Origin of the sequence: Spectribacter hydrogenoxidans (genome assembly GCF_031846275.1) — a bacterium.
In the GTDB taxonomy this organism is placed as follows: domain Bacteria; phylum Pseudomonadota; class Gammaproteobacteria; order Nevskiales; family Salinisphaeraceae; genus Spectribacter; species Spectribacter hydrogenoxidans.
In genome coordinates this window covers 156,138-175,342 of record NZ_JAVRIB010000001.1, presented here as the reverse complement: position 1 = coordinate 175,342, position 19,205 = coordinate 156,138, and the positions used below count along the sequence as shown (strand labels likewise).

13 protein-coding genes are annotated in these 19,205 nt (G+C 66.0%); 2 read left to right on the top strand and 11 right to left on the bottom strand.

What is annotated here, in order from left to right:
• The 4 genes from RM532_RS00855 to RM532_RS00840 form a co-directional block, all read right to left on the bottom strand.
• Positions 1-2,055 carry a heme-binding protein gene (locus RM532_RS00855; protein WP_311651206.1) on the bottom strand — a complete coding sequence of 685 codons (2,055 nt, stop codon included), beginning with the start codon at positions 2,053-2,055 and terminating at the stop codon, positions 1-3.
• Between the two features lies 1 nt (position 2,056).
• Positions 2,057-3,775: a cytochrome c3 family protein gene (locus RM532_RS00850; RefSeq protein ID WP_311651205.1), complete on the bottom strand. Its 1,719-nt coding sequence runs from the start codon at positions 3,773-3,775 to the stop codon at positions 2,057-2,059.
• Positions 3,776-3,779: 4 nt separating this feature from the next.
• Positions 3,780-4,610: a hypothetical protein gene (locus RM532_RS00845; RefSeq protein WP_311651204.1), complete on the bottom strand. Its 831-nt coding sequence runs from the start codon at positions 4,608-4,610 to the stop codon at positions 3,780-3,782.
• A gap of 72 nt (positions 4,611-4,682) precedes the next feature.
• On the bottom strand, positions 4,683-7,280 hold the full coding sequence (locus tag RM532_RS00840; RefSeq protein ID WP_311651203.1) for a cyclic nucleotide-binding domain-containing protein: 2,598 nt from the start codon (positions 7,278-7,280) through the stop codon (positions 4,683-4,685).
• Between the two features lie 176 nt (positions 7,281-7,456).
• Between RM532_RS00840 and gdhA the strand changes: the two genes are divergently transcribed.
• Positions 7,457-8,812, top strand: a complete 1,356-nt coding sequence (gene gdhA, locus RM532_RS00835) for an NADP-specific glutamate dehydrogenase (protein WP_311651202.1) — start codon at positions 7,457-7,459, stop codon at positions 8,810-8,812.
• Between the two features lie 75 nt (positions 8,813-8,887).
• On the opposite strand, the gene RM532_RS00830 is transcribed toward gdhA, so the two are convergent.
• Genes RM532_RS00830 through RM532_RS00810 form a run of 5 tightly spaced genes read right to left on the bottom strand, consistent with a single transcriptional unit; the run spans position 8,888 to position 15,498 of the window.
• Entirely contained in the window at positions 8,888-9,340 is a 453-nt protein-coding gene (locus RM532_RS00830; RefSeq protein WP_311651201.1) for a hypothetical protein, read from the bottom strand.
• Positions 9,337-10,569: a PepSY-associated TM helix domain-containing protein gene (locus RM532_RS00825; protein WP_311651200.1), complete on the bottom strand. Its 1,233-nt coding sequence runs from the start codon at positions 10,567-10,569 to the stop codon at positions 9,337-9,339. The genes RM532_RS00830 and RM532_RS00825 overlap by 4 nt, the downstream gene beginning before the upstream one ends.
• A gap of 6 nt (positions 10,570-10,575) precedes the next feature.
• The gene (locus RM532_RS00820; protein ID WP_311651199.1) at positions 10,576-12,771 is read right to left on the bottom strand and encodes a TonB-dependent receptor family protein; all 2,196 of its coding nucleotides are present in this window, start codon (positions 12,769-12,771) and stop codon (positions 10,576-10,578) included.
• 20 nt (positions 12,772-12,791) lie between these two features.
• Positions 12,792-14,219 (bottom strand): HTTM domain-containing protein, encoded by a 1,428-nt coding sequence (locus tag RM532_RS00815; RefSeq protein ID WP_311651198.1) that lies wholly within the window; start codon positions 14,217-14,219, stop codon positions 12,792-12,794.
• Between the two features lie 34 nt (positions 14,220-14,253).
• Complete coding sequence (locus RM532_RS00810) at positions 14,254-15,498, bottom strand: imelysin family protein (protein ID WP_311651197.1); 1,245 nt, start codon at positions 15,496-15,498, stop codon at positions 14,254-14,256.
• Positions 15,499-15,697: 199 nt separating this feature from the next.
• Here RM532_RS00810 and RM532_RS00805 point away from each other — a divergent pair, with 199 nt between their 5' ends.
• On the top strand, positions 15,698-17,320 hold the full coding sequence (locus RM532_RS00805; RefSeq protein WP_311651196.1) for a hypothetical protein: 1,623 nt from the start codon (positions 15,698-15,700) through the stop codon (positions 17,318-17,320).
• 72 nt (positions 17,321-17,392) lie between these two features.
• Here RM532_RS00805 and RM532_RS00800 read toward each other — a convergent pair whose 3' ends face one another.
• Both RM532_RS00800 and RM532_RS00795 read right to left on the bottom strand, forming a co-directional pair.
• The gene (locus RM532_RS00800; RefSeq protein WP_311651195.1) at positions 17,393-18,286 is read right to left on the bottom strand and encodes a fructosamine kinase family protein; all 894 of its coding nucleotides are present in this window, start codon (positions 18,284-18,286) and stop codon (positions 17,393-17,395) included.
• On the bottom strand, positions 18,283-19,164 hold the full coding sequence (locus RM532_RS00795; protein WP_311651194.1) for a 5'-3' exonuclease: 882 nt from the start codon (positions 19,162-19,164) through the stop codon (positions 18,283-18,285). The genes RM532_RS00800 and RM532_RS00795 overlap by 4 nt, the downstream gene beginning before the upstream one ends.
• Between the last annotated feature and the right edge of the window lie 41 nt (positions 19,165-19,205).

The window sequence follows — 19,205 nt, the reverse complement described above, 5'->3', positions numbered from 1 at the left end:
TTATTTGCCCTCGCAGACACGTTGCGCATCGCTGTCGTTGAACGGGGTGAACGGGCAGTTCACGTAGCGCAGGCGCTCGTTGTCCGGACCGACTTCAAGCCTGTCGGCACGGATTGCCGGCGGTGCGTTATTGACCGTAGCCAGTTGTTGAGCCGCCCGGTGCAAGCCCAGGAAGGCAATCATGTCGTCCTGGTCGATGCCGTCGCCGGAGACGCCGATGCCGCCGATCAATGTGTCACCACGGTAAATGGGCACGCTGCCGGGAAAGATCTGCGCACCGTTGGCAACGCGCGGTGCGGCGCCGCTGGCGGTGTCGGCGAACGGTACGCCGACGCAGTTTCGTTCAATGTCGTCGGCGGCCAGCCCGAACTCGAATAGCAGGTGCGATGCCATCGCGTTAAAGCTGAGATCCAGCTGCAGGCCGGTGGAGAACGGACTCCAGCGCCCGGGCGGCTTGCTGAACGGCCCCGGCGGCCGGCGGCCGGCCGGCGGCTCGTTGATGCCGTCGGGGAAGTTGGGGCGCGAAAGATTGCCGCCGGCGCGGTCGGAGAACGCCGTGCCGTCGCTGAGCGCCCCGGGGCCGATAAGATCTCTTGCGGCCGTCACGTAGTCACCCAGGGCGATGGCTCTGGCCGGCGCCGGCATGCGCAGGTTGGGCTGCACGTACTGCGCATCGGGCAACGCGCTGATGTAGGCGCCAGCGTCGGTGGAAGAGAACAGCGCCGCGGTACGAGCCTTCTGCAGCGATACGTCGGCGCCGAATACCGGGGCGTCGCGTCCGCGTACCATTCCCCGGATGTTGCCCTGCTCATCGACGATGGCAATGGTGACGCGGGCTGGCGAGCCCAGCGGCCGACGGATCTGTGCTCGGGCGCTGTTGGCCACCCCGAGTGCTTGCTGCAGGGTGACTTGTACTTCATTGGCTGTAAGGCCACCGCCGGCGGTTGGGGGGTAGCGCTCAGCGTTGCCCTCGTCGACGAATACGAAAGCATCCTGACCGGCGAAGGCGCTGCCGGAACCGGCGGCACGGATACCGGATTCGGGCTGGCCGAAGGCGGTGCCCGCGACAATGCCGCCGGTCGCATCGAAGTAGTCCGGCAACGTAATCAGGTTGCCGCCGCCCGCCGCCAGGTTGCGGGCCTGCCGTGCCGTGTCCGACATGCTGTCGAATCCGGCATCGCTGAAGCGCAGCACCTTGCCTTCCACCGTGATCCGCTCGGCCTGACGGTCGGTCGGGGCGGCAAAACCGAACGTTCCAGCAAGCGCGATGATCTCGTCCGGATCGCGGTCAACGTCGGTGACCATCGGATCGAGGCCGTAGACAAAATTGCTGGAGATCACCCCGACGCCGCCGACAGGCGTGCCGTTCTTGTACAGCGGAAAGCCGCCGGGATCGGCCGACAGGCCCAGGGGTGAGCGCTTCGGGCCGGGCCTGTTCGCGGCGGCGTCACCGGGCTGGCGGCGCGAGAAGTCCGAACAGGGCAGCTGGCTGAACTGGACGCCGAACAGCGGCCCGCCGGGTTGATTGTTTTCGCCGGGATTGAAATGGCGCTGCACGATCTGGTTGGCGGTGCGGGTGGAGAATGCGTTGCCCTCGCTGGACAGGAAGGCGCCGGTGATTGCCTTGGCAAGTGCGGCAAGGCCGTCGCCGGGCAAGCCGGTATCGACGGGTATCTCCAGGCCGTCCACGCCGCTGACATCGACGTCGAGCAGGCCGCTGGTGACGGACACGGACCGATTGCCGCTGGCGGGGACCACGCCGTCCATGCGGTACACCGCCAGTACGTTGCCCACCCGGTCGACCACGGAGATGGTGGCGACCGTGCCCATGGCCTGGGCCTGGGCCACGGTCTGGGCGAGCACGCGCTCGACATCGGCGTCGGTCAGGCGTACGTCGTCCACGGACGCGAAACTGGTGGCACAGCTGCCTGTGCAGTCAGTGCCGGCGTTGGACCCCAGCGCCGCCTGCGGTGCGTCATCGCCACCGCCGCCGCCGCACGCGGCGAGTGTCGCGAGTGCCAGTGCCGATACCAGAGGCCGCGGAATCCGGGCCATGTCACTGTGCCCCCATCGTGGTCATGCCGGGACGGTGGAACGAGTGGCAGTCGATGCACTGCAACGCGACGCCGGCGCTGCGGGTGTTGCCGTGACACTCGACGCAGGTCTCGAGGCCGGGCATCAGCACGTCGTGCGCCTCGTCGGAGGCCTCGGCCTTGTGGCAGCCGAGGCAGACCTCGTCGTCTTCGTCGTTTCCGGGCTCGAGGTGCGGTACGTGATCGAAGCGTGCGGACGGGAACCAGTCGGATACCAGGCGCACCGGTCGCACATGCCATTCCTCGTCGCGTTGTTCCACGGTGTGGCAGCTCACGCAACCAGCCTTGGTGAAAAGCTTGTCCATCTCCTGGTCGGCCCAGGCCAGGCCGCAATCCAGCGGATCACCCTCGCAGCGCCGGTTTTCCGGCTGCGAAGCAGGCACCCGCCGTGCCGGTGCCGGCGGAGGGTCGCGTTTTTGCAGGGCTGCCTGCCGTACGTAGAACTCCTCCAGGTAAGTACGCAACGTCTCCGGCTCGCCGTGCGGTAGCTGGCGGTCGGGCATGGCGTCATCGAAGGCCAGGCTGTGGCAGCCGGAGCAGGTTGCCTCCATGCTCACGGCCTGGAAGTGTTCGCCGTCGCGCTCGAGCGTGTGGCAATCCGCGCAGATCAATGCCCGGTCCTCGTGGCCGGGGCCATCGGCCAGCGAGACTTTTTCGTGATCGCGGTGCAGGTCGTGCGGGAATTTGAGGTTCGAGGCAGATTCCGTGACGCCGTCGTCCAGTGGTTCCCGATGCACGCGCCAGCCATCTTCGGACCGCCGCAACAGCGAGACCAGGAAGCGCGGATGCTGTTCACTGGTGAGCGCGGTGGCGGCTGGCAGCGTCGCCGGAGCGTCGGCAACCGGTGTCGAACCCACCTGTGCGGCGTCTGCCAGCCGCCGCTCCTGCTCCTGAGCGTGACAGTCGGTGCACAGGCTGTTCTCCCGCATCACCAGAGTAGTCGGCTCGTTGTGCTCGGCGTGGCAGTCGCGGCAGGCGCCCCGGAATTCCTCGACGACCGGATGCTGTGGCGAGAAGTGGGCGGTGGTCTCGTTGTGGCAATCCAGGCAGGCGTCGTTGCGTACCCGCTCGAACGGCTCGACGTGGCAGACGTTACAGTCTTCGGTGATCGACGGCAGGTGGTGGGCGTTGGCCAGCTTGCCGCTGGACCAGATCTGATCGGTGGGTGCCCCGTAGCGGGCCATCTGCTCGCTGACATCCTCGTGGTAGAAAGCGAGCAGCGGCAGCCCGATACCCACAGCAGCAACCACCGCGGCCAGAAGATAGCTGTAGCGGCGTGTGCCCGGCAGCCGGAGCCGGAGCTCGTCACGCAGTCGTTCCTGCACCGGCGGAACCGCGTCGGCATCGATGCGCACCTCGATGGCGGCGTCAAAGCCGGGCGGTGCCGCGATGCGCGCGACGCGATGCGGCCCGATCCAGGCCCATTCGTCCTGCGTCAGCGTCGCGCGCCGGACTTCGCCCTCGTCCAGCCGGATGTGGTTGGATCCCAGGCAGCCGATCTTCAGCCGGCCGTCGCGCTTGGGCCGCAGCCAGGCGTGCTCGGCCCCGATGCCATCGCCGAACAGCTGCAGATGCTGGGCCTTGCCGCGACCGGTGTACAGCGTGCGACGCGTCAACTCCACGTCGCGCTGGTCAAGCACCTGCTCGCCGCGTACCCGGATCTTGCGAACCAGAATCAGCATGGCGCTACCAGTAGAAGAAGACCGAGAGCACGTGCGCGCTCAGGGCGACGAGCAGGCCGACGGTCAGCGGGATGTGGAAACAGAGCCAGAGCTTCAGCCGTAGCTGCAGACTCAGTTCGCGGCGGATGCGCTGAAGAATCTCGGCCCGGCGTCCGAACACGTAGAGCAGATGACGCAGTCGCTCGGCCTCGCCCTGCTTGCTGGTTTCCGGAATCTTTCTTACCAGGTAGTCGATGACCGCCTGCTGGTTATCGTTTCGGCGCGGGGCCGCACCTCCTTTGCGCTTGCCGGTGTCGGGCAGCAGCACCCGGGAGCGGTCCCGGGCGACGAGCTGGTCTCGGAAACCCCTGCCAAGGGCGGTGCGTTCGAGCGCGCTGTTGACCACGGCGTGCACATCCTCATCGCATCTTGATGCGGTTTCCAGCGCTTCCCGGTCGATTCGGTCCAGTTCGTCGAAGCGCTGGTCGGGCGACTGGTTGCCGCGGTTGCGGACCAGCAGCCCGGGGAAGCGCAGGTAGCTGTAGAGCCCGTAAAAGCCGCTCAGCACGACCCCGGCCAGTAGCACGTAGGCCAGGGTGTGGACGTTGGCGCCGAACTGGAACGCGCAGTGAAGGGTGGCTACCACCGGCAGCGTCAGACCCAGATAAACGTGCGCGGAGGCCCAGCCTTCCAGGCTGCCGCGGTGGCTGCGGTAGCTGCGCTTGCGAATACCCAGCCATGCCAGCCAGAGGATCAGGGCTGCGCCTACGCCGCCCAGGGTGTAGCCCTGCCAGGAGCCGCCGTTACGTGGCAGCCCGGGATCCTGGCTCAGATACACCGCAACGCTGGCGGCCACCAGTATCAGTGCCCACCAGAGGTAGCGGCGCCCCCCGTACTGAAGAATGCTGACGTGCAGGGCATTGCCCTCCTACTTGTTGCCTACCAGATCGGTGAAATCCTCCGGGCCGATCCGGATGGCAGCCCCGGTCGGACAGGCCTCGACACAGGCCGGTCCCCCCTTGCGTCCGACGCAGGCGTCGCACTTGACGGCCTTCTTGCCGGCTTCCTTGGATTTCGCGGTGGGCACGGCCCGTGGGTCTTCCCCCGGTCCGGGGCCGCGCCCGAACAGTAGCCACTGGATCAGCCCCGGTTTGCTGGGCGCGTCGTACGTCATCTTGATGACGTTGTACGGGCAGTTGCTCTCGCAGTTGCCGCAACCGATGCAGGTGTCGTCGATGAACACCTCGCCGCTTGGCTCGCGGTGGATGGCGTTCGGCGGACACTCCTTCATGCAGTGGGGCTGCTCGCAGTGGCGACACGCCATGGGCAGATTGACATGCGCGAATCGTGCCCCCGACTTGCGATCCAGCCGGGAGATGCCGTCGTGGGTCTCCGCGCAGGCGATCTCGCAGTTGTCGCAGCCGATGCACAGGCTTTCGTCGATCACCAGCGCATCGGTTGCCTCGCCGACTCCCTGCTCCATCAGGAATGAAATGATGCCGCTGCTTTCCGGCACCGACTCCATCCGTGAAGCGTGCTGCAATTGTTGGGAGGTCTGGTGTTGCAGCGCCGGAATGGAGTCCGGCGATTTTCGCAGCAGTTCCAGGAATTCGGGCCGCTCGATCTCGATAACCTCGGTGCGCACGGCGGCAACCGCCATCTCTCGCCGTTCGGGATCGCCCATCAGCGCCATCTGCCCGAAAATCTGCCCGGACTGGGGCTGGCCCACTGCAATGTCGTGACCATCCCGGCGGCTGGTCAGCGCCACCGTGCCGCTGCGGATGAGATACAGGCGATCGCCCGTATCGCCCTCGCTGTAAATGGTGTCGCCCTTGTTGAAGCGATTGGTTGTTGCGCGATGGGCAATGTCGCGCAGCGCACTGTAGGAAACCGACGGCGCGAAGAACTGCTGCAGGGTGCGCTGCAGGAAAACCGTCTCGATGCCCTGTGCCACCTCGCGGTTGGCGGCCATGAGCTTGACCATGGTTCGGCGCGGCGTCTCGATCAGGATGGTGTCGGCGGATACCCGGGCGTTGCCGATCCGCGGGCGACCCGAGAGTAGACTCATCTCGCCGAAGAACTGGCCGGGCGTAAGCGTGGTCTCCGGCCCTGATCCCGAGCTGAGGGTAACCTCGCCCTCGACGATGGTGAAGAACGTGCTGGTGTACTCGCCGTCGCGGAAGGCGTGGTCGCCGCCGCGCATCAGCTTGGTGATATCCGGCTCCTGGATTGGCTGCCGCGATTTCGGTGGTTTGCCGGCTTCCGTACGTCGCTGGTCCTCGCCTTCGCGCGCTGCCCGGATCTCCGCGATGCGTTTGTCGCGTATCTCCCGGCGGCGTTTCCCCAGCGCCCTGAATTCCCCCTTGTCGCCGACCGCATAACAGATTTCGCTTTCGAGGATCAGTTCACGGAAGGCGAGCGCATTCATGCGCGCGAACATCGGCACCCGTTGCTGGTAGAGCGAGAGCACTTCGTCCACATCCGCCTGGTAGGGCAGCAGACCGAATTGCAGTTGCAGCAACGGGTGCTCGACCGGCTTGACCTCGTTTCCCCTGATGTACTCGATGACATCGTGGCCCTGGTTCATGGCCTGCTTGATCAGCGGATAGCCGGCCAGCGCGCCGATCACGTGCAGGCCCGGCACGTTGCACTGATAGCGGCCGTCGAGTTCCGGCAGGGCTTCGGGCGATTCGCTGGGCAGCTCGATCCCGCAACTTTCCAGAAACTTGCGCGGCGGGATGGAACCCAGGCGTGCGATCACCCGGTGGCAGGGCAGTTCTTCCACTCCGTCCGAGGTTTCGAGCACGACCGTCCCCGGTTGACCCGGCTGGTCGGGCAGATGCAGAGATTTGACCTGGCTGTTGTAGCGGCAGGACAGGGCTGTGTCGCGACTGTTGAGAGCTGCGAGGATGGCGTCCAGATTGCCCTGCTTGGCACGACTGAATTCGCCGCGTCGGTTGACGATGACCACCCGGTTCCTACGGGTGAGGCCGATGGCATTCTCGATCGCGGCGTCGCCGGCTCCGACCACCAGGATGTCCTCGTCGCCATACTCGTCGGGATCGTCGAGCTGGTACTGGACGAACGACGAAGTATCGCCCTCGACACCCAGCCGGCGCGGGTTGCCCTGGGTGCCGATGGCCAGGACTACGTGTTCGGCTTCGACGATGGAGCCGTCGGCGCAACGGATGGTGAAGTCCCCGCGTCGACCGCTGATCCCGGTGACTTCGGTGTCACACCGCAGGTTGATTCCGACCGCGCGTGCGTCTTCTGCCCAAGTGTCCAGGATAGCTTCGCGGGTGCCCGCGCTAAAGTCCACCGGGCTCCTCAGGTCGAGGTAACCCGGCTCGTCCATCACGTGCTTGCCCTTCTGGTACTTTTGGATCGTGTTGGCGAGAAGGGCGCTGCTTTCGAGGAGAACGTGGTTGGGTTCAGCGGCTTCGCAGTCGTACTCCGCTGCGCGCCCGGCTGCGCTGAGTCCGGCCGGACCTGCCCCGATGACCGCTATGGTGTAGCGCGTCCCCATCAATGTCCCCCAACGCCTCAGCGTAGTATTGGTGCTGGCGTATATGGCTCAGACTACAGATTTCGAGTTTCAAGCAAAACCCGCGGAGCTGGCGCCATGTCGATGCGTGATCGCTTCCATGAGCCGATTGAGCTAGGTTGGGAATCGCCAGTCGACGCAGCCAACAGGGGGCGATCATGGCGATATCCGATCATGTGAATCTCGAGCAGTTTATGGCCGGCGTGCAGCGTCGCAATCCGGGGGAGACGGAATTCCACCAGGCGGTCTACGAGGTAGCCGTCGATATCTTCGATTTCATCCAGGACAAGGAGATCTACCACGAGGCGCAGATTCTCCGCCGCATCGCCGAGCCCGACCGGGTGGTCTCGTTTCGCGTGTGCTGGGAGGACGACAACGGTAACGTCCGGGTCCAGCGCGGCTACCGGGTGCAGAACAACAACGCCATCGGCCCGTACAAGGGCGGCCTCCGTTTCCACAAGAGCGTGGACCAGAGCATTCTCAAGTTCCTGGCCTTCGAGCAGACCTTCAAGAACAGCTTGACCGGCTTGCCCATGGGCGGTGCCAAGGGCGGCGCGGACTTCAATCCCAAGGGCAAGTCCGACAACGAGGTCATGCGCTTCTGCCAGTCGTTCATGACCGAACTCTACCGCCATGTGGGCGAAGATACCGACGTGCCCGCCGGTGATATCGGCACCGGGGCACGGGAGATTGGCTACATGTTCGGTCAGTACAAGCGCATCACCAATCGCTACGTGGGCGTGCTTACCGGCAAGGGACTGGAATGGGGCGGCAGCCTGGTGCGCACCGAATCCACCGGCTACGGTGTGGTCTATTTCGCCGAAGACATGCTGGCCCAGGCGGGCGACGACCTGGAGGGTAAGCAGGTGGCGGTATCCGGCTCCGGCAACGTTGCCACCTTCGCCGCCGAGAAGGCTACCCAGCTGGGTGCGCGCGTGGTCACCATGTCCGATTCCGACGGCTTCGTGCATGACCCCGGTGGCTTCACGCAGGAGAAGATCGATTGGGTGAAGCGGCACAAGACCCACTACCGCGGGCGCCTGTCGGCCTATGTCGATCAGTTCAAGGGCGCGACCTTCCACGCCGGCGAGCGGCCCTGGTCGGTGCCCTGCGACATCGCGCTGCCCTGCGCGACTCAGAACGAACTGGGGCCCGATGACGCCCGGCAACTGGTCGCGAATGGTGCGCGCATGGTCGTCGAGGGCGCCAACATGCCCACCACCAATGACGCCGTGAAGCTGCTACGGGAAGCCCGGGTGCTGTTCGGGCCGGCCAAGGCGGCCAACGCGGGCGGGGTGGCCGTCTCCGGGCTGGAGATGAGCCAGAACCAGACCCGCATGGCGTTGCGCGAAGATGAGCTGCAGAAGCTGCTGCGCGAGATCATGCGCAATATCCACAGTCGTTGTCTGGCGTATGCGGACCCGCGTAGTGACTATATCGATTACGCCAAGGCCGCCAACATCGCTGGCTTCAAGAAAGTGGCCGACGCCATGCTGGCATTCGGTGTGGTTTAGCGTCGGCCTTCCGGTTACCGCTGCGCCCCATGAGGGGTTCCCGACATGCGGCGCAAACGGCCGTTATGCTCGGCGTCAGGAGGATGCCAGCGGCCAGGACACATGATGCAGGCTGCCGTCCCAGCGCTCCACCGTCAGCCACAGTGCGGCGTCCGCCGAGATATCGGCCGGGGCTGGTACGTGGGCTTCGCGCAGCACCTCGCCACCGTGCAGCAGGCCCGCGGCCGGTGAGAGCAGATCCTCGACTGCTGGCGCCCGGTCGCCGATGGTGAGCACGGCGGTGCGGATCTCGGCCGCCGGGCCGGCGTCGAAGCGCACCGTCATGTCCAGTTCCTGTCCGGGCCGCGGTGGCCAGTGGCCGGCGGCTCGCGGTTCAACCTGCCAGGGACCAACGGATTTCGGCGCCAGCACTGTGGCGCCGGTGGCCCCGTCGGGCCCCATTGCCAGCGTGGTGGCCAGGAAATACAGCGGCAGAAGCAGCAGCGTGGCGTTGATGTGGTACTTGAATCGCGTCCAGCGCATGGTCATTCCGCCTCCGCCACCAGGCCGGCCTCGCCCGCGCGGCGGGGGGCGCGGGCCTTTACCGGGGCGGTGCGCTTGTGCCAGACCAGCATGCCGCTGAAGATCATTAGGCTGAGCAGGGTGCCGAAGGCGAACCAGATCAGCTTGGAGATCAGCCCGGCGAAGTCGCCGAAGTGCAGCGGGTCGGCCAGGCCCTGCAGCCACATCAGGAAGCTCATGTCGTCCACGTCGCGGCTGCCGCCGACGTCGCCCGAATAGGGGTTGATGTAGGCCGCTACGCTGAAATCGCTGTGCAGCGGGAAGTCACCCAGGCCGTAGATCTCGGTGTGGTGATAGCCGCTCTCCGGCAGGCTGATCCAGCGCAGGTCCAGACCCGGAATTGCCTCATGGGCCTTGGCCACTGCGGCGTCGATCCCGACCTGCTCGGGTGCGCCGCCTTCGACGACGGGCAGTGCCTCCCGTTCAATCATCGGCGCCGGGGGCAGGATGGTGATGTCGTTGTCCCACAGAACGCCCTGGACGAAATAGAACCCGCCGGTCAGGCCGATCACCGCCACGAACGGAATCGACCAGGTGCCGATCACCCGGTGCAGGTCGCTCCAGAAGATGCGCCGGGTCAGCCGCGTGCGGATGTACGGGCGGTAGAGGGATCGCCAGAAGCGCTTATCCACCACCACGGCGGTGATCAGCGACAACAGCAGCGGCATTGCCAGCAGCCCCACCAGGTAATAGCCCCAGCTGCGGCCGTTGTGCCATGGCACCAGCAGCCAGCCGTGCAGAGCCCGCATGAAGTCGGGGAAGGTCACGCCTTGGCTGAGCCCTTGCACCTCGCCGGAATAGGGATTGACGTACGCGGTGGCGTGGCCGCCTTCAGGCAGCGACACCGACACCCGCGTGGCGAGATACGGCTCGGTTTCCTGGATGGAGTGGATCGCGGCCTGCGGCCAGCGCTCGGTGACCGCGCCGGCAATGCGGTCATACCCGACGTGGGTCGCGGTTTCGCCCTGACTGGCGCGCACGTCGGGATTGATTAGCCAGGTGATCTCGTGACTGACCGTGGCCAGGGTCCCGGTGACGCAGACGAAGAACAGCAGTATCCACAGCGGCAGCGACGCCCATCGGTGCAGCGCGAACCACAGGCCGCCGCGGATGGCGCGGTCGCTCTTGGCGGTCTGCGGGTCCGGCGGCCGCAGACAGGGGCCGGTGCGCCGGGCGCGGGAGGTTTCGCTGGCCATGCGGTATCAGGGCGACAGGTTGTAGTTGAAACCCACCTGGAACACCTGTGGCAGCCCCGGCCGGGCGCCGAAAGGGCGGCGGGCGACGATGTAGTCGTTGTCCAGCAGGTTGTCCACGCGGCCGATCAGGGTCAGCGCCGGGGTCGCCTGCCAGCTGGCGGCGAGATCCACCACGGTGAACTCGTCGGTGCCGGTGTCGTCGGGAATCGAGCCGCTGCCGGCCACGTCGCGCATGGCCGACTGGTAGGTGGTGGACAGGTTGACATCCCAGCTGCTACCGGCCAGCCCGATGCGGGCGTTGGCCCGGTGTTCCGGAATGTAGGGCAGTTCATCCCCAGCCTGCACGTTGCCGAACTGTGGATTGGCGGAGGTGAAGCTGGTCTGGAATTCGGTGTCGGTGTATGTGTAGGTCAAGCCTAACGGGATGCGCCAGCCGCCGGTCAGGCCGAAGCTGCGGTTCCAGCCGGTCTCGATGCCCTGGATGTCGACGCTGCCGGCGTTGATCTGCTGGTCCAGGTTGGCCGCGCCGCAACCGGCGGAGAATGTGCAGACGGCGGTGAGGTTGCTGTAGTCGCTGTAGAAGGCCACCGCCTCGAGGCGGCCCATGCGCCGGCTGTGCCAGCGGGCGCCGGCTTCGTAGTTAATCGCCTCTTCCGGCTCCACATTGGCCTGCGGGCCGGGGGTGGCCGGCGAGAATCCCTTGTGCACGCCACCCAGCAGGGTCAGCGACTCGTTCCAGGCATAGCTCACGCCCAGGCCCGGCAGGACCTCGGTGTAGTCGTCCTCGCTGGACACCTGATTGAGGCGGTCGGTGAACTTCACCGAGATGGTTTCCACGCGCACGCCGGGCACCAGCGTCCAGTTGCCGATCAGAATCTCGTCGCGTACCCAGAAGGCGACGGCGTCGGCATAACCGGTGTTGTTGGCGGTGATGGCGCGGGTGCTGTCCTTGCGCTGTGGGCGGCCGTCGACCATCTCGTAGGCGAATTCATCATGATCCCGCCGGATACGGTCGGAATGCACTCGCATGCCCACTTCCAGTAGATGCAGCAGCGCGTCGTCGTTACCGGTGAAGAACTCCCAGTTGAGATTGCCCTGCACGCCGGTGGATACAAACGTCCGGGCGTTGGTGCCGATCAGTAGGTCGTCGGCGTCGACGTTCGGGTCGCTGTCGCGCTGGCCGGTGAGGGTTTCGTAGAGCAGGCGGTTATTGGGATCGTCCGGGTTGGCCAGCACGTTGCGCACGTCGGCGCTGCGGAAGTTGTTGAACTTGCGCCAGGCGCGGTCGAATTGCTGCCAGTAGCCAACCACATCGAGATCGCCGCCGAACAGGGGCTGGGCCCAGCCGATGCGGGCGCCCTGCCAGTCCCAGTCGAAACGGCCCTCGGCACTGCCGGCATAGCGGCGGTACGGGGTTGCCGCGAAATCCTCGTTGGTCAGGCCGAGATAGGTTTCGTCGGAGACCTCGTCGGCGTAGCCCACCCGCATCCGCAGGGTGCCGGGGCCGATCTCGTAGCGGCCCTTGATCAGGGCCTCGTTCTTGTCGAAGCCGGTGTCGCCGCCGCCGTCCAGCTCCTTGAAGCCGTCGCTGGCCAGATGCACGAATTCGGCAGACACCCCGAGCGGCCCGCTACTGGTGCCGCCGCGGGCATGCACGCGGCGATAGGCATCGCTGCCGCCGGCCACTTCCAGCATGGCGGACGGGTCTTCAGGAATCGGCTGAGAGACCAGATTGATCGCCCCGCCGATGGTCTGCGGGCCGTACTGGATGGCCGACGGGCCCTTGAACACCTCCACGCCGCTCATGCGGGTGGTCAGCGGGAAGTAGTAGGCCGCCGGGGCGGAATACGGCGCCGGGGCGATCAGCACGCCGTCCTCCATCAGGGTGATCTTCTGGCTGCGGTCGGAGCTGCCGCCGCGCAGGCCGATGTTGGGCCGCAGACCGTAGCCGTCCTCTTCGCGCACGTATACGCCGGGCACCTGGTTGAGTACGCGGTTGATGTCGTCGTACTGGTATTCCTTCAGCGTTTCCTCGTCCACCTTGTGGGCCGAGCCGGAAACCCGCCCCAGTTCCTCCTCGGAACCGAAGATGCTGATGGACTCCAGCGAGGCGGCGTCGTCCTCGTTGTCCTGGGCCCAGGCGGCCGGTCCGGCAACCGCCAGGCATAGCGCGAATATCCAGTGGCGTCGGGTCATGGGCATGGTGCGTCCTGTGGCAATCGTCATCGTCCCGCGGTGAGCTGCAGGCGGCGATGGAGCGTGGGTGGCCCCGATGGGGCGTCGGTAATCCATTCGGCATCGGCGAGGCCAGGTTCGACCGCGGCCAGGTTGGCCTGCGGGTCGATCATCGGCTTGGAAGGCCGCCCGTTGAGTGACACCAGCGAATCGGCATACACCTCGACCGGACCGTGGCCGCGCCGGTTGAAGTCATCACGGATGTGGTGCGCCAGCTGCAGCACCAGATCCGGCTGTCCGGCCATCTCGCGATACTGCAGTTCGGTGAGGTAGTCGTGCGGCGTGACCACCACGGTGCGGCCTTCGTCCGTGACCACCCGGTAGTTCAGCGAACCGGACTTCTCCCGCAGCATCACCCGCCAGGAAAAGCGCATGCCCTGCTCGTGCCAGAGCACGGTGCCGGGATAGGCCCAGTGGCGCAGTGGCATGATGAACTGCACCAGGCAGAAAGCGGCCACAACCAGCGCGAATGCCGCGCTCGTCGGCCGCCAGCCACTTCCTTGCCCACCGCTCCCGCGAGCGGGAGAGGGGCTGGGGGAGAGGGCGCCGAACAGCCTGGTGATCGAAGCCGGCAGCCAGCTCTGAAAAAACGGCATCCACCGCCGCGGCCAGTCCGGCTCGAAGAACACTAGCACCGCGAACACCATGATGAAGGGGAACAGCCCGATCTGGAAAAACAGGTGCGTGAACAGGTGGAATACCAGCACCACCGCGAACGCGTAAGGCCGGGTCACCCGCCACAGCAGGAACGCGATGATGGTGGTGTCGAAGGCGAACGCGAACCACGAGAACGCGTAGTGCACCCAGGGTTCGGCCAGAAAAGGGCCCAGCAGCGGCATGCCCGACAGCGGCGGCAGCCAGATGTTGAGCGGCTGGGCATGCAGCAGCCAGTCGGGCTCGGCCTTGGCCAGGCCGGCGTAGAAGTACAGCAGCCCCACCTGGAAGCGCAGCCACCAGGTCTGCCAGGCCGGCAGCGTGGCGCGGGCCAATCCGGGCTTGTGCCAGGCATCCACCGACCAGGCCCGATGCGGCGACAGGAAACACAGAATCAGCGCCAGCAGGCTGACGAAGTAGTAGTGGTTGAGGTAGTACGTGACATCCATCAGCTCCGCGTAGGTGAACAGGCACCAGAAGCCGATGATGGCCACCCGGTAGAACGCCCCCAGTGCCACCATTGCGGCCGTGGCGGCAATGCCGGTGTACAGCAGGTACAGCCCGGCCTCGCCCGGCACCTGGACCCAGGCGAAGCCCCAGTACTTGAAGTGGAAATCCGGCGCAACGTAAAGCTGCTCGATCCAGCCGCAGGCCATGAAGCGCAGCGTGCCCGCGAACATCAGCGCCCCGAACAGCATCCGGAACACCGCCAGGGCGGCGATGTCCAGCGGCTGGTTCAGGCGATGGTAGAGCGCGTTCATGGGCCGCGTTGTCATCGGGTGACGTCGATTGCGATTAGTCGTTGTCGCCGGCCGCGGCGTTCGGCGTGGCAAGCGACAGCGCGGATACGATCGGTCCGCGGAAGATGTCCATCGCTGCCTTGATGTCGCCGTGCAGTTTGCACACCGGCAGGCCGGTGCGGTTGGCGCTGGCGTTCATGCACTGGGTGGCGTCCGGAATGGCCGCCACCGCGGCGTCGAAATTGGGGTCGAGCGCGGCGAGCTGGTCGAGGGTGGCGTCGAGTTCGGTGACCAGATCATCGGCCAGCTCGTCGCGGCCGATGCCGCGCAGCAGGTCGTTCACGCCCATGCCGTCGTCCACACCCGTGAACACGTCGCGGAAGGCCTGCACGTTGGCGCGGATGTTAGCGCCGGATGTCATCGACAGCCGCGACTCGAGTCGTTCCGGGCAGCTGGCGGTTGGGCACGGGGTGAGCCCAGTGGCGCCGATGCCGGTGGGGTCGGCGATCTTGTCGTCCTTGGTGATCTTCTCGGCGTAGAACAGCGCCACGGACAGGGCGTCGAGTGCTTGCTGCGGGCGCATGTAGACATCACTGCCGGCCCCCGCGGTCGACCACTCGGCCAGGAAATTTCCGCCCGAGGGCGACCAGCGGTTGACCAGGTCGTCGGCCACGCTGGCAATGAAATCCGCCAGGCGGCTGGCGTACTGGGCGCGCTTGGTCGCCAGATCGGCGCCGGCTGGCGGCGGGCAGTCCGGATTGGGGCCCTCGAAGAACAGCAGGTACTCGATGGCGCCCAGGCCCTTGATGTTGATGGCGGTGTTCGCGTTGACCTCACGGTCCTCCAGCGCGGCCAGGTCGATCTGGCAGGGCGTTCGGAACGGAAAGGTGTAGATCTGGCCGCGCAGATCGGCGCCGCCGGGCGTGGTGTCCAGTCCGGTCGAGCGGCCTGCCGGGCCTACCTGCAACACCTCGTTACGTTGCCAGCCGAGCATTGCCTCCCGCCATGTATCGCGGGCCGCTGCTAGGGCCTGATCGTCGTTCGGTGCCGCCGCATGGGCCGACATTGCGCTCTGCAACGCGTCGGCATCATCCGCGAAATCGCGCAACGCCGGCAGGATGATGTCGCTGCCGATATCGGCCAGCACGGCGCGTCGGGCATCGTCCCCGATCAGGCCGCCGTTGCCCCCGCCGTCGCTGCCGCCGCTGTTGCCGAAATTCTCGAAGTCATCGGACGGGCAACCGGCCAGGGCAAGGCAGGTCAGCAGGCCGGGCAGGAACGCAAGGCGGCGCAGCGTCATGGCGGGTCTCCGGACAAGTTGACGGCGGGCGAACCCCGCTGAATAGACGCAATGTAAATGATAACAAATCGCAAACGCAAACAGATGCGTCTGCGTCGGTATGCCGGCGGGTACCGGTCGGATGACGAAAGGTTGACAGAGGAATGCGAATCAGTCACAACTTACTCGCTCATACCTCTGATAAGCATTCGCATCTACCATGAACATGACACATCTCGGCCGAGGGGCGGCGGCCATCGTCCTGCCCACCTTCCTCTTCGCCTGCGGCGGCAGCGGTGGTGGCGGCGGTCAAACGCCCCAAGATCCCCCGCCGCAGTTCACGGTCGTCGATAACGACACCACCCAAGCCAACGGCATCAACGGCATTGTTCATGCCGATGACGGCAGTGTTTATGCCATTGGTGTAAGTGATCAGGCGGATCAGCGCACCGTGATTCTTGGCTACAACGCTGACGGTAGCGTGAACACCGATTTCGGCACTGATGGTGTTCTAAGCCTTAACGTGCGCGCTGCTAGTCAGGGCGCGGGCACGGTATCCTCAGGCGACGAGCAGGGCTTCGGTATCGTTGAGATGGCCGATGGCGATCTGGTGATCGTTGTGAACGCCGCGGACGCCAATGGCGACGATACCGTCGACCCGCCTGTTGCAGAAGGGCGGAGTGTCTACCTATTCCGCCTGGATGTGGAGAACTCGTTCGCGGTGGAAACCGAGTTTGGCGACGATGGGGGCGTTGACGGATTGCTCGCCGGTGCCCAGGAGGTTGTCTTCGCCACTGCGAATGCGGATAACGACAACTATGAGACTGCCACCGGCTTCTTCCCCAGGGATGCTGCTTCCGATCTCGTGCTGGACACCAGCGGTGACAGCGAGCGGCTGGTTATCCTGGGTGCGGGTTCGGCGCCAGTTGGCGCGGACGCTCCCGACCAGGATCGCTACGTCGCGCGAGTAACCGCGGCAAACGGCATGGCGGACATGAGCTTCAATGCTGGCGCAGCCCACCACTTCACGACGCCTCGCGGCGAAAACTCGGGCGACAATGTGCGCCGCGGCTTCGTCGAGGACGACGGCAGCATCATGAGCGCCGGCTACACGAACTTCGGCGGTTCGCTTGGAAACCACATCATCCTGATCAAGCTCAACGAAGACGGCACGCAGGAGGACGGTTTCGGCAACTTCATCTTCCCGGCAGACGGTCCGGCCGGGATCGCTGAGCCCGGCATCGCCGTGTTCAATCCGTTCGTCGATTCCGCCGGCTTTGCCGAAGCCTACGCGGCGGTACGTCAGCCGAATAGCGGTAACTACATCACTACTGGCTACGGTGCCGCCAATAGTGGTGTGGACTCGATACCCGCGGAAGGACCGCTTTCGGATTACGCGCCGACCGAGGAGCAGGACGTGGTCACATTCCGGCTTTCCGGCGGTACCGAGATTGATACTGGCTACGGACGGCCGGGCGCCGCCGGAACGCAGGCCATTCAGAGCGAGGACGACAGCGTCTTTGCCGGCGATGTGGAGGCCGATCTTCTCCGGCCGGAAGAGCGCGGCCGCGACATGGTGGTGCTGCCCGACGATCGCAGCATTCACGTCGGCTATTTCGGCGGCGTGCCTGCGCTTTACGTGTTTACTGCCGACGGGCAGCTCGACACAAGCGTCGACGATGACGGCTTGATTCTGCTGCCGCATAACGGCACGCCCCAGATTACGGAGCAGTTCTTCACTGCCGAGTTGTCTGCCGACAACACGCGACTGGCTGTCGGTACCCGTGGCATTGATGACGCCGGCGCGCGCGTTGTCATTGTGGACCTGGAGCCCGAAGAGTAATTGCCAATCCTGTTTGGCTAAAAGGCCGCCCGGGCTTTCCGGGCGGCCTTTTTCGTTGGGAATTGCCGGCTTTCAGCCCTTCGCCAGCAGCCGCTCGATCACCTGCTGCGACTCGGCGGCATAATGTCCGCCGAACAGGGCATCGTGGTTGAGCAGGTGGTATAGCTGGTAGAGGTCGCGGCGGATTTCCCGATAGCCCGGATCCAGCGGCCAGGCCCCGTGGTAGGCCTCGAAGAACAGCGGCGAGAAGCCGCCGAACAGTTCGGTCATGGCCAGGTCGGTTTCGCGGTCACCGTAATAGACTGCCGGGTCGAAGATCACTGGCCGGCCGGCGTCGTCCATGGCCGCGTTGCCACCCCACAGGTCGCCGTGCAGTAGAGAGGCCTCAGGTCGGTGCCCGGCCAGCAGGTCGGGCAGTCTCGCCAGCAGCTTCTCGCCGGCGCTGGCAAGCGGACGGTTGCCCCGTTGCGCGACCAGTTCCAGCTGATAGCCGAGGCGGTTTTCCCGCCAGAACTCCAGCCACTGGCCGGTGCGGGCGTTTCGCTGCGGGGTGGTGCCGATGGTGTTGTCGCGTTCCCAGCCGAATTGCGGGGCGACGATGCCGTGCAGCTCGGCCAGCCCCTCGCCCAGGGCGGTCATGGCGTTGGCGTCCAGCGGTCGCAGCGCCAGGTGCTCGATCGCCAGGAACGCGGCCGGCCCGGCTCGCCCGTGGGCCAGGACGCCGGGCACGCGCAAGCTGTGGGCCTGGCCGAGTTCGGCCAGACCAGCCGCTTCGGCGGCGAAGTCCGCCGCGCGTTCGGGGCGGCCGATCTTGATGAACAGCGGGTGATCGCCGGCGGCGACGCGGTAGGCCCGGTCCATGCTGGCGCCGCTGACCGGCTGCGCCTCGCCCAGCCGGCAGGCGTTTCCCAGCGTCGCGCGCAGCGCCTGCTCGATGGCCGGCCAGATGTCGTCGTTGTCGTTCATGCGGGTGCACGCAGGCCGGCCAGCCGCTGGCGCAGCCGTTGGCCCAGGCCGAGCTGGTCGCACCAGGTCGCCAGGGCTGCCGGATCGGTTCCGCGCCAACGGATATCTCCGTGTTCAAGGTCCAGCGGCACCTCGGTGACAATACGGGCCAGCTCCCGTGACCGGAAGGCAGCATCGCGACCGGCCTCGAGCTTGCGCCGGACCGCCGCGGCACCACGAATCGGCATGGCGGCGACGGGGTCCAGATCGGCGTACAGGGTGTCCAGGTCGCGACCATCGGCCAGCAGGGCGGCGGCCGTTTTCGCACCGATGCCGGCCACGCCCGGAATGTTATCGACCGCGTCGCCTACCAGGCCCAGGTAATCTGGTATCTGCGCGCAGCGCACGCCGAAGCGTTCGATAATGGCGGCGGGGTCAAGCCGCAGGCCGCGGGCGTAGTCGTACAGGCAGTCGCCCTCGGCCAGCAACTGGGCGAGGTCCTTGTCGGTGGACACGATGGTGACGGCCCGGCCCTGCTGCCGCGCCCGCACGGCCAGCGTGCCGATCAGGTCATCGGCCTCGTAGCGCGGGCTCGACAGCGTTGCCAGGCCCAGCGCCCGACACAGTTGCATGCAGGCGGCGATCTGGGCCTTGAGCGACGGCGGGGCCGGCTCCCGGTTGGCCTTGTAGTCGGGATCGATCTCGTTGCGGAAGGAGCTGTCCAGCGATTCGTCGAACGCGATCGCGGCGTGCGCGGGCCCGGTTTCCGCCAGCAGGCCGGCCAGGAAGTCGGCAAAGCCGTAGGCCGCGTGGATGGGCTGGCCGTCGGGGCCGACCATGCTCTCCGGCAGCGAGAACCAGGCGCGGAAGATGTAGACGCTGGCGTCAACCAGAAGCATCGGATTACAGTTCCCGCCTTGTCATCGCAGATTCGTCGCGT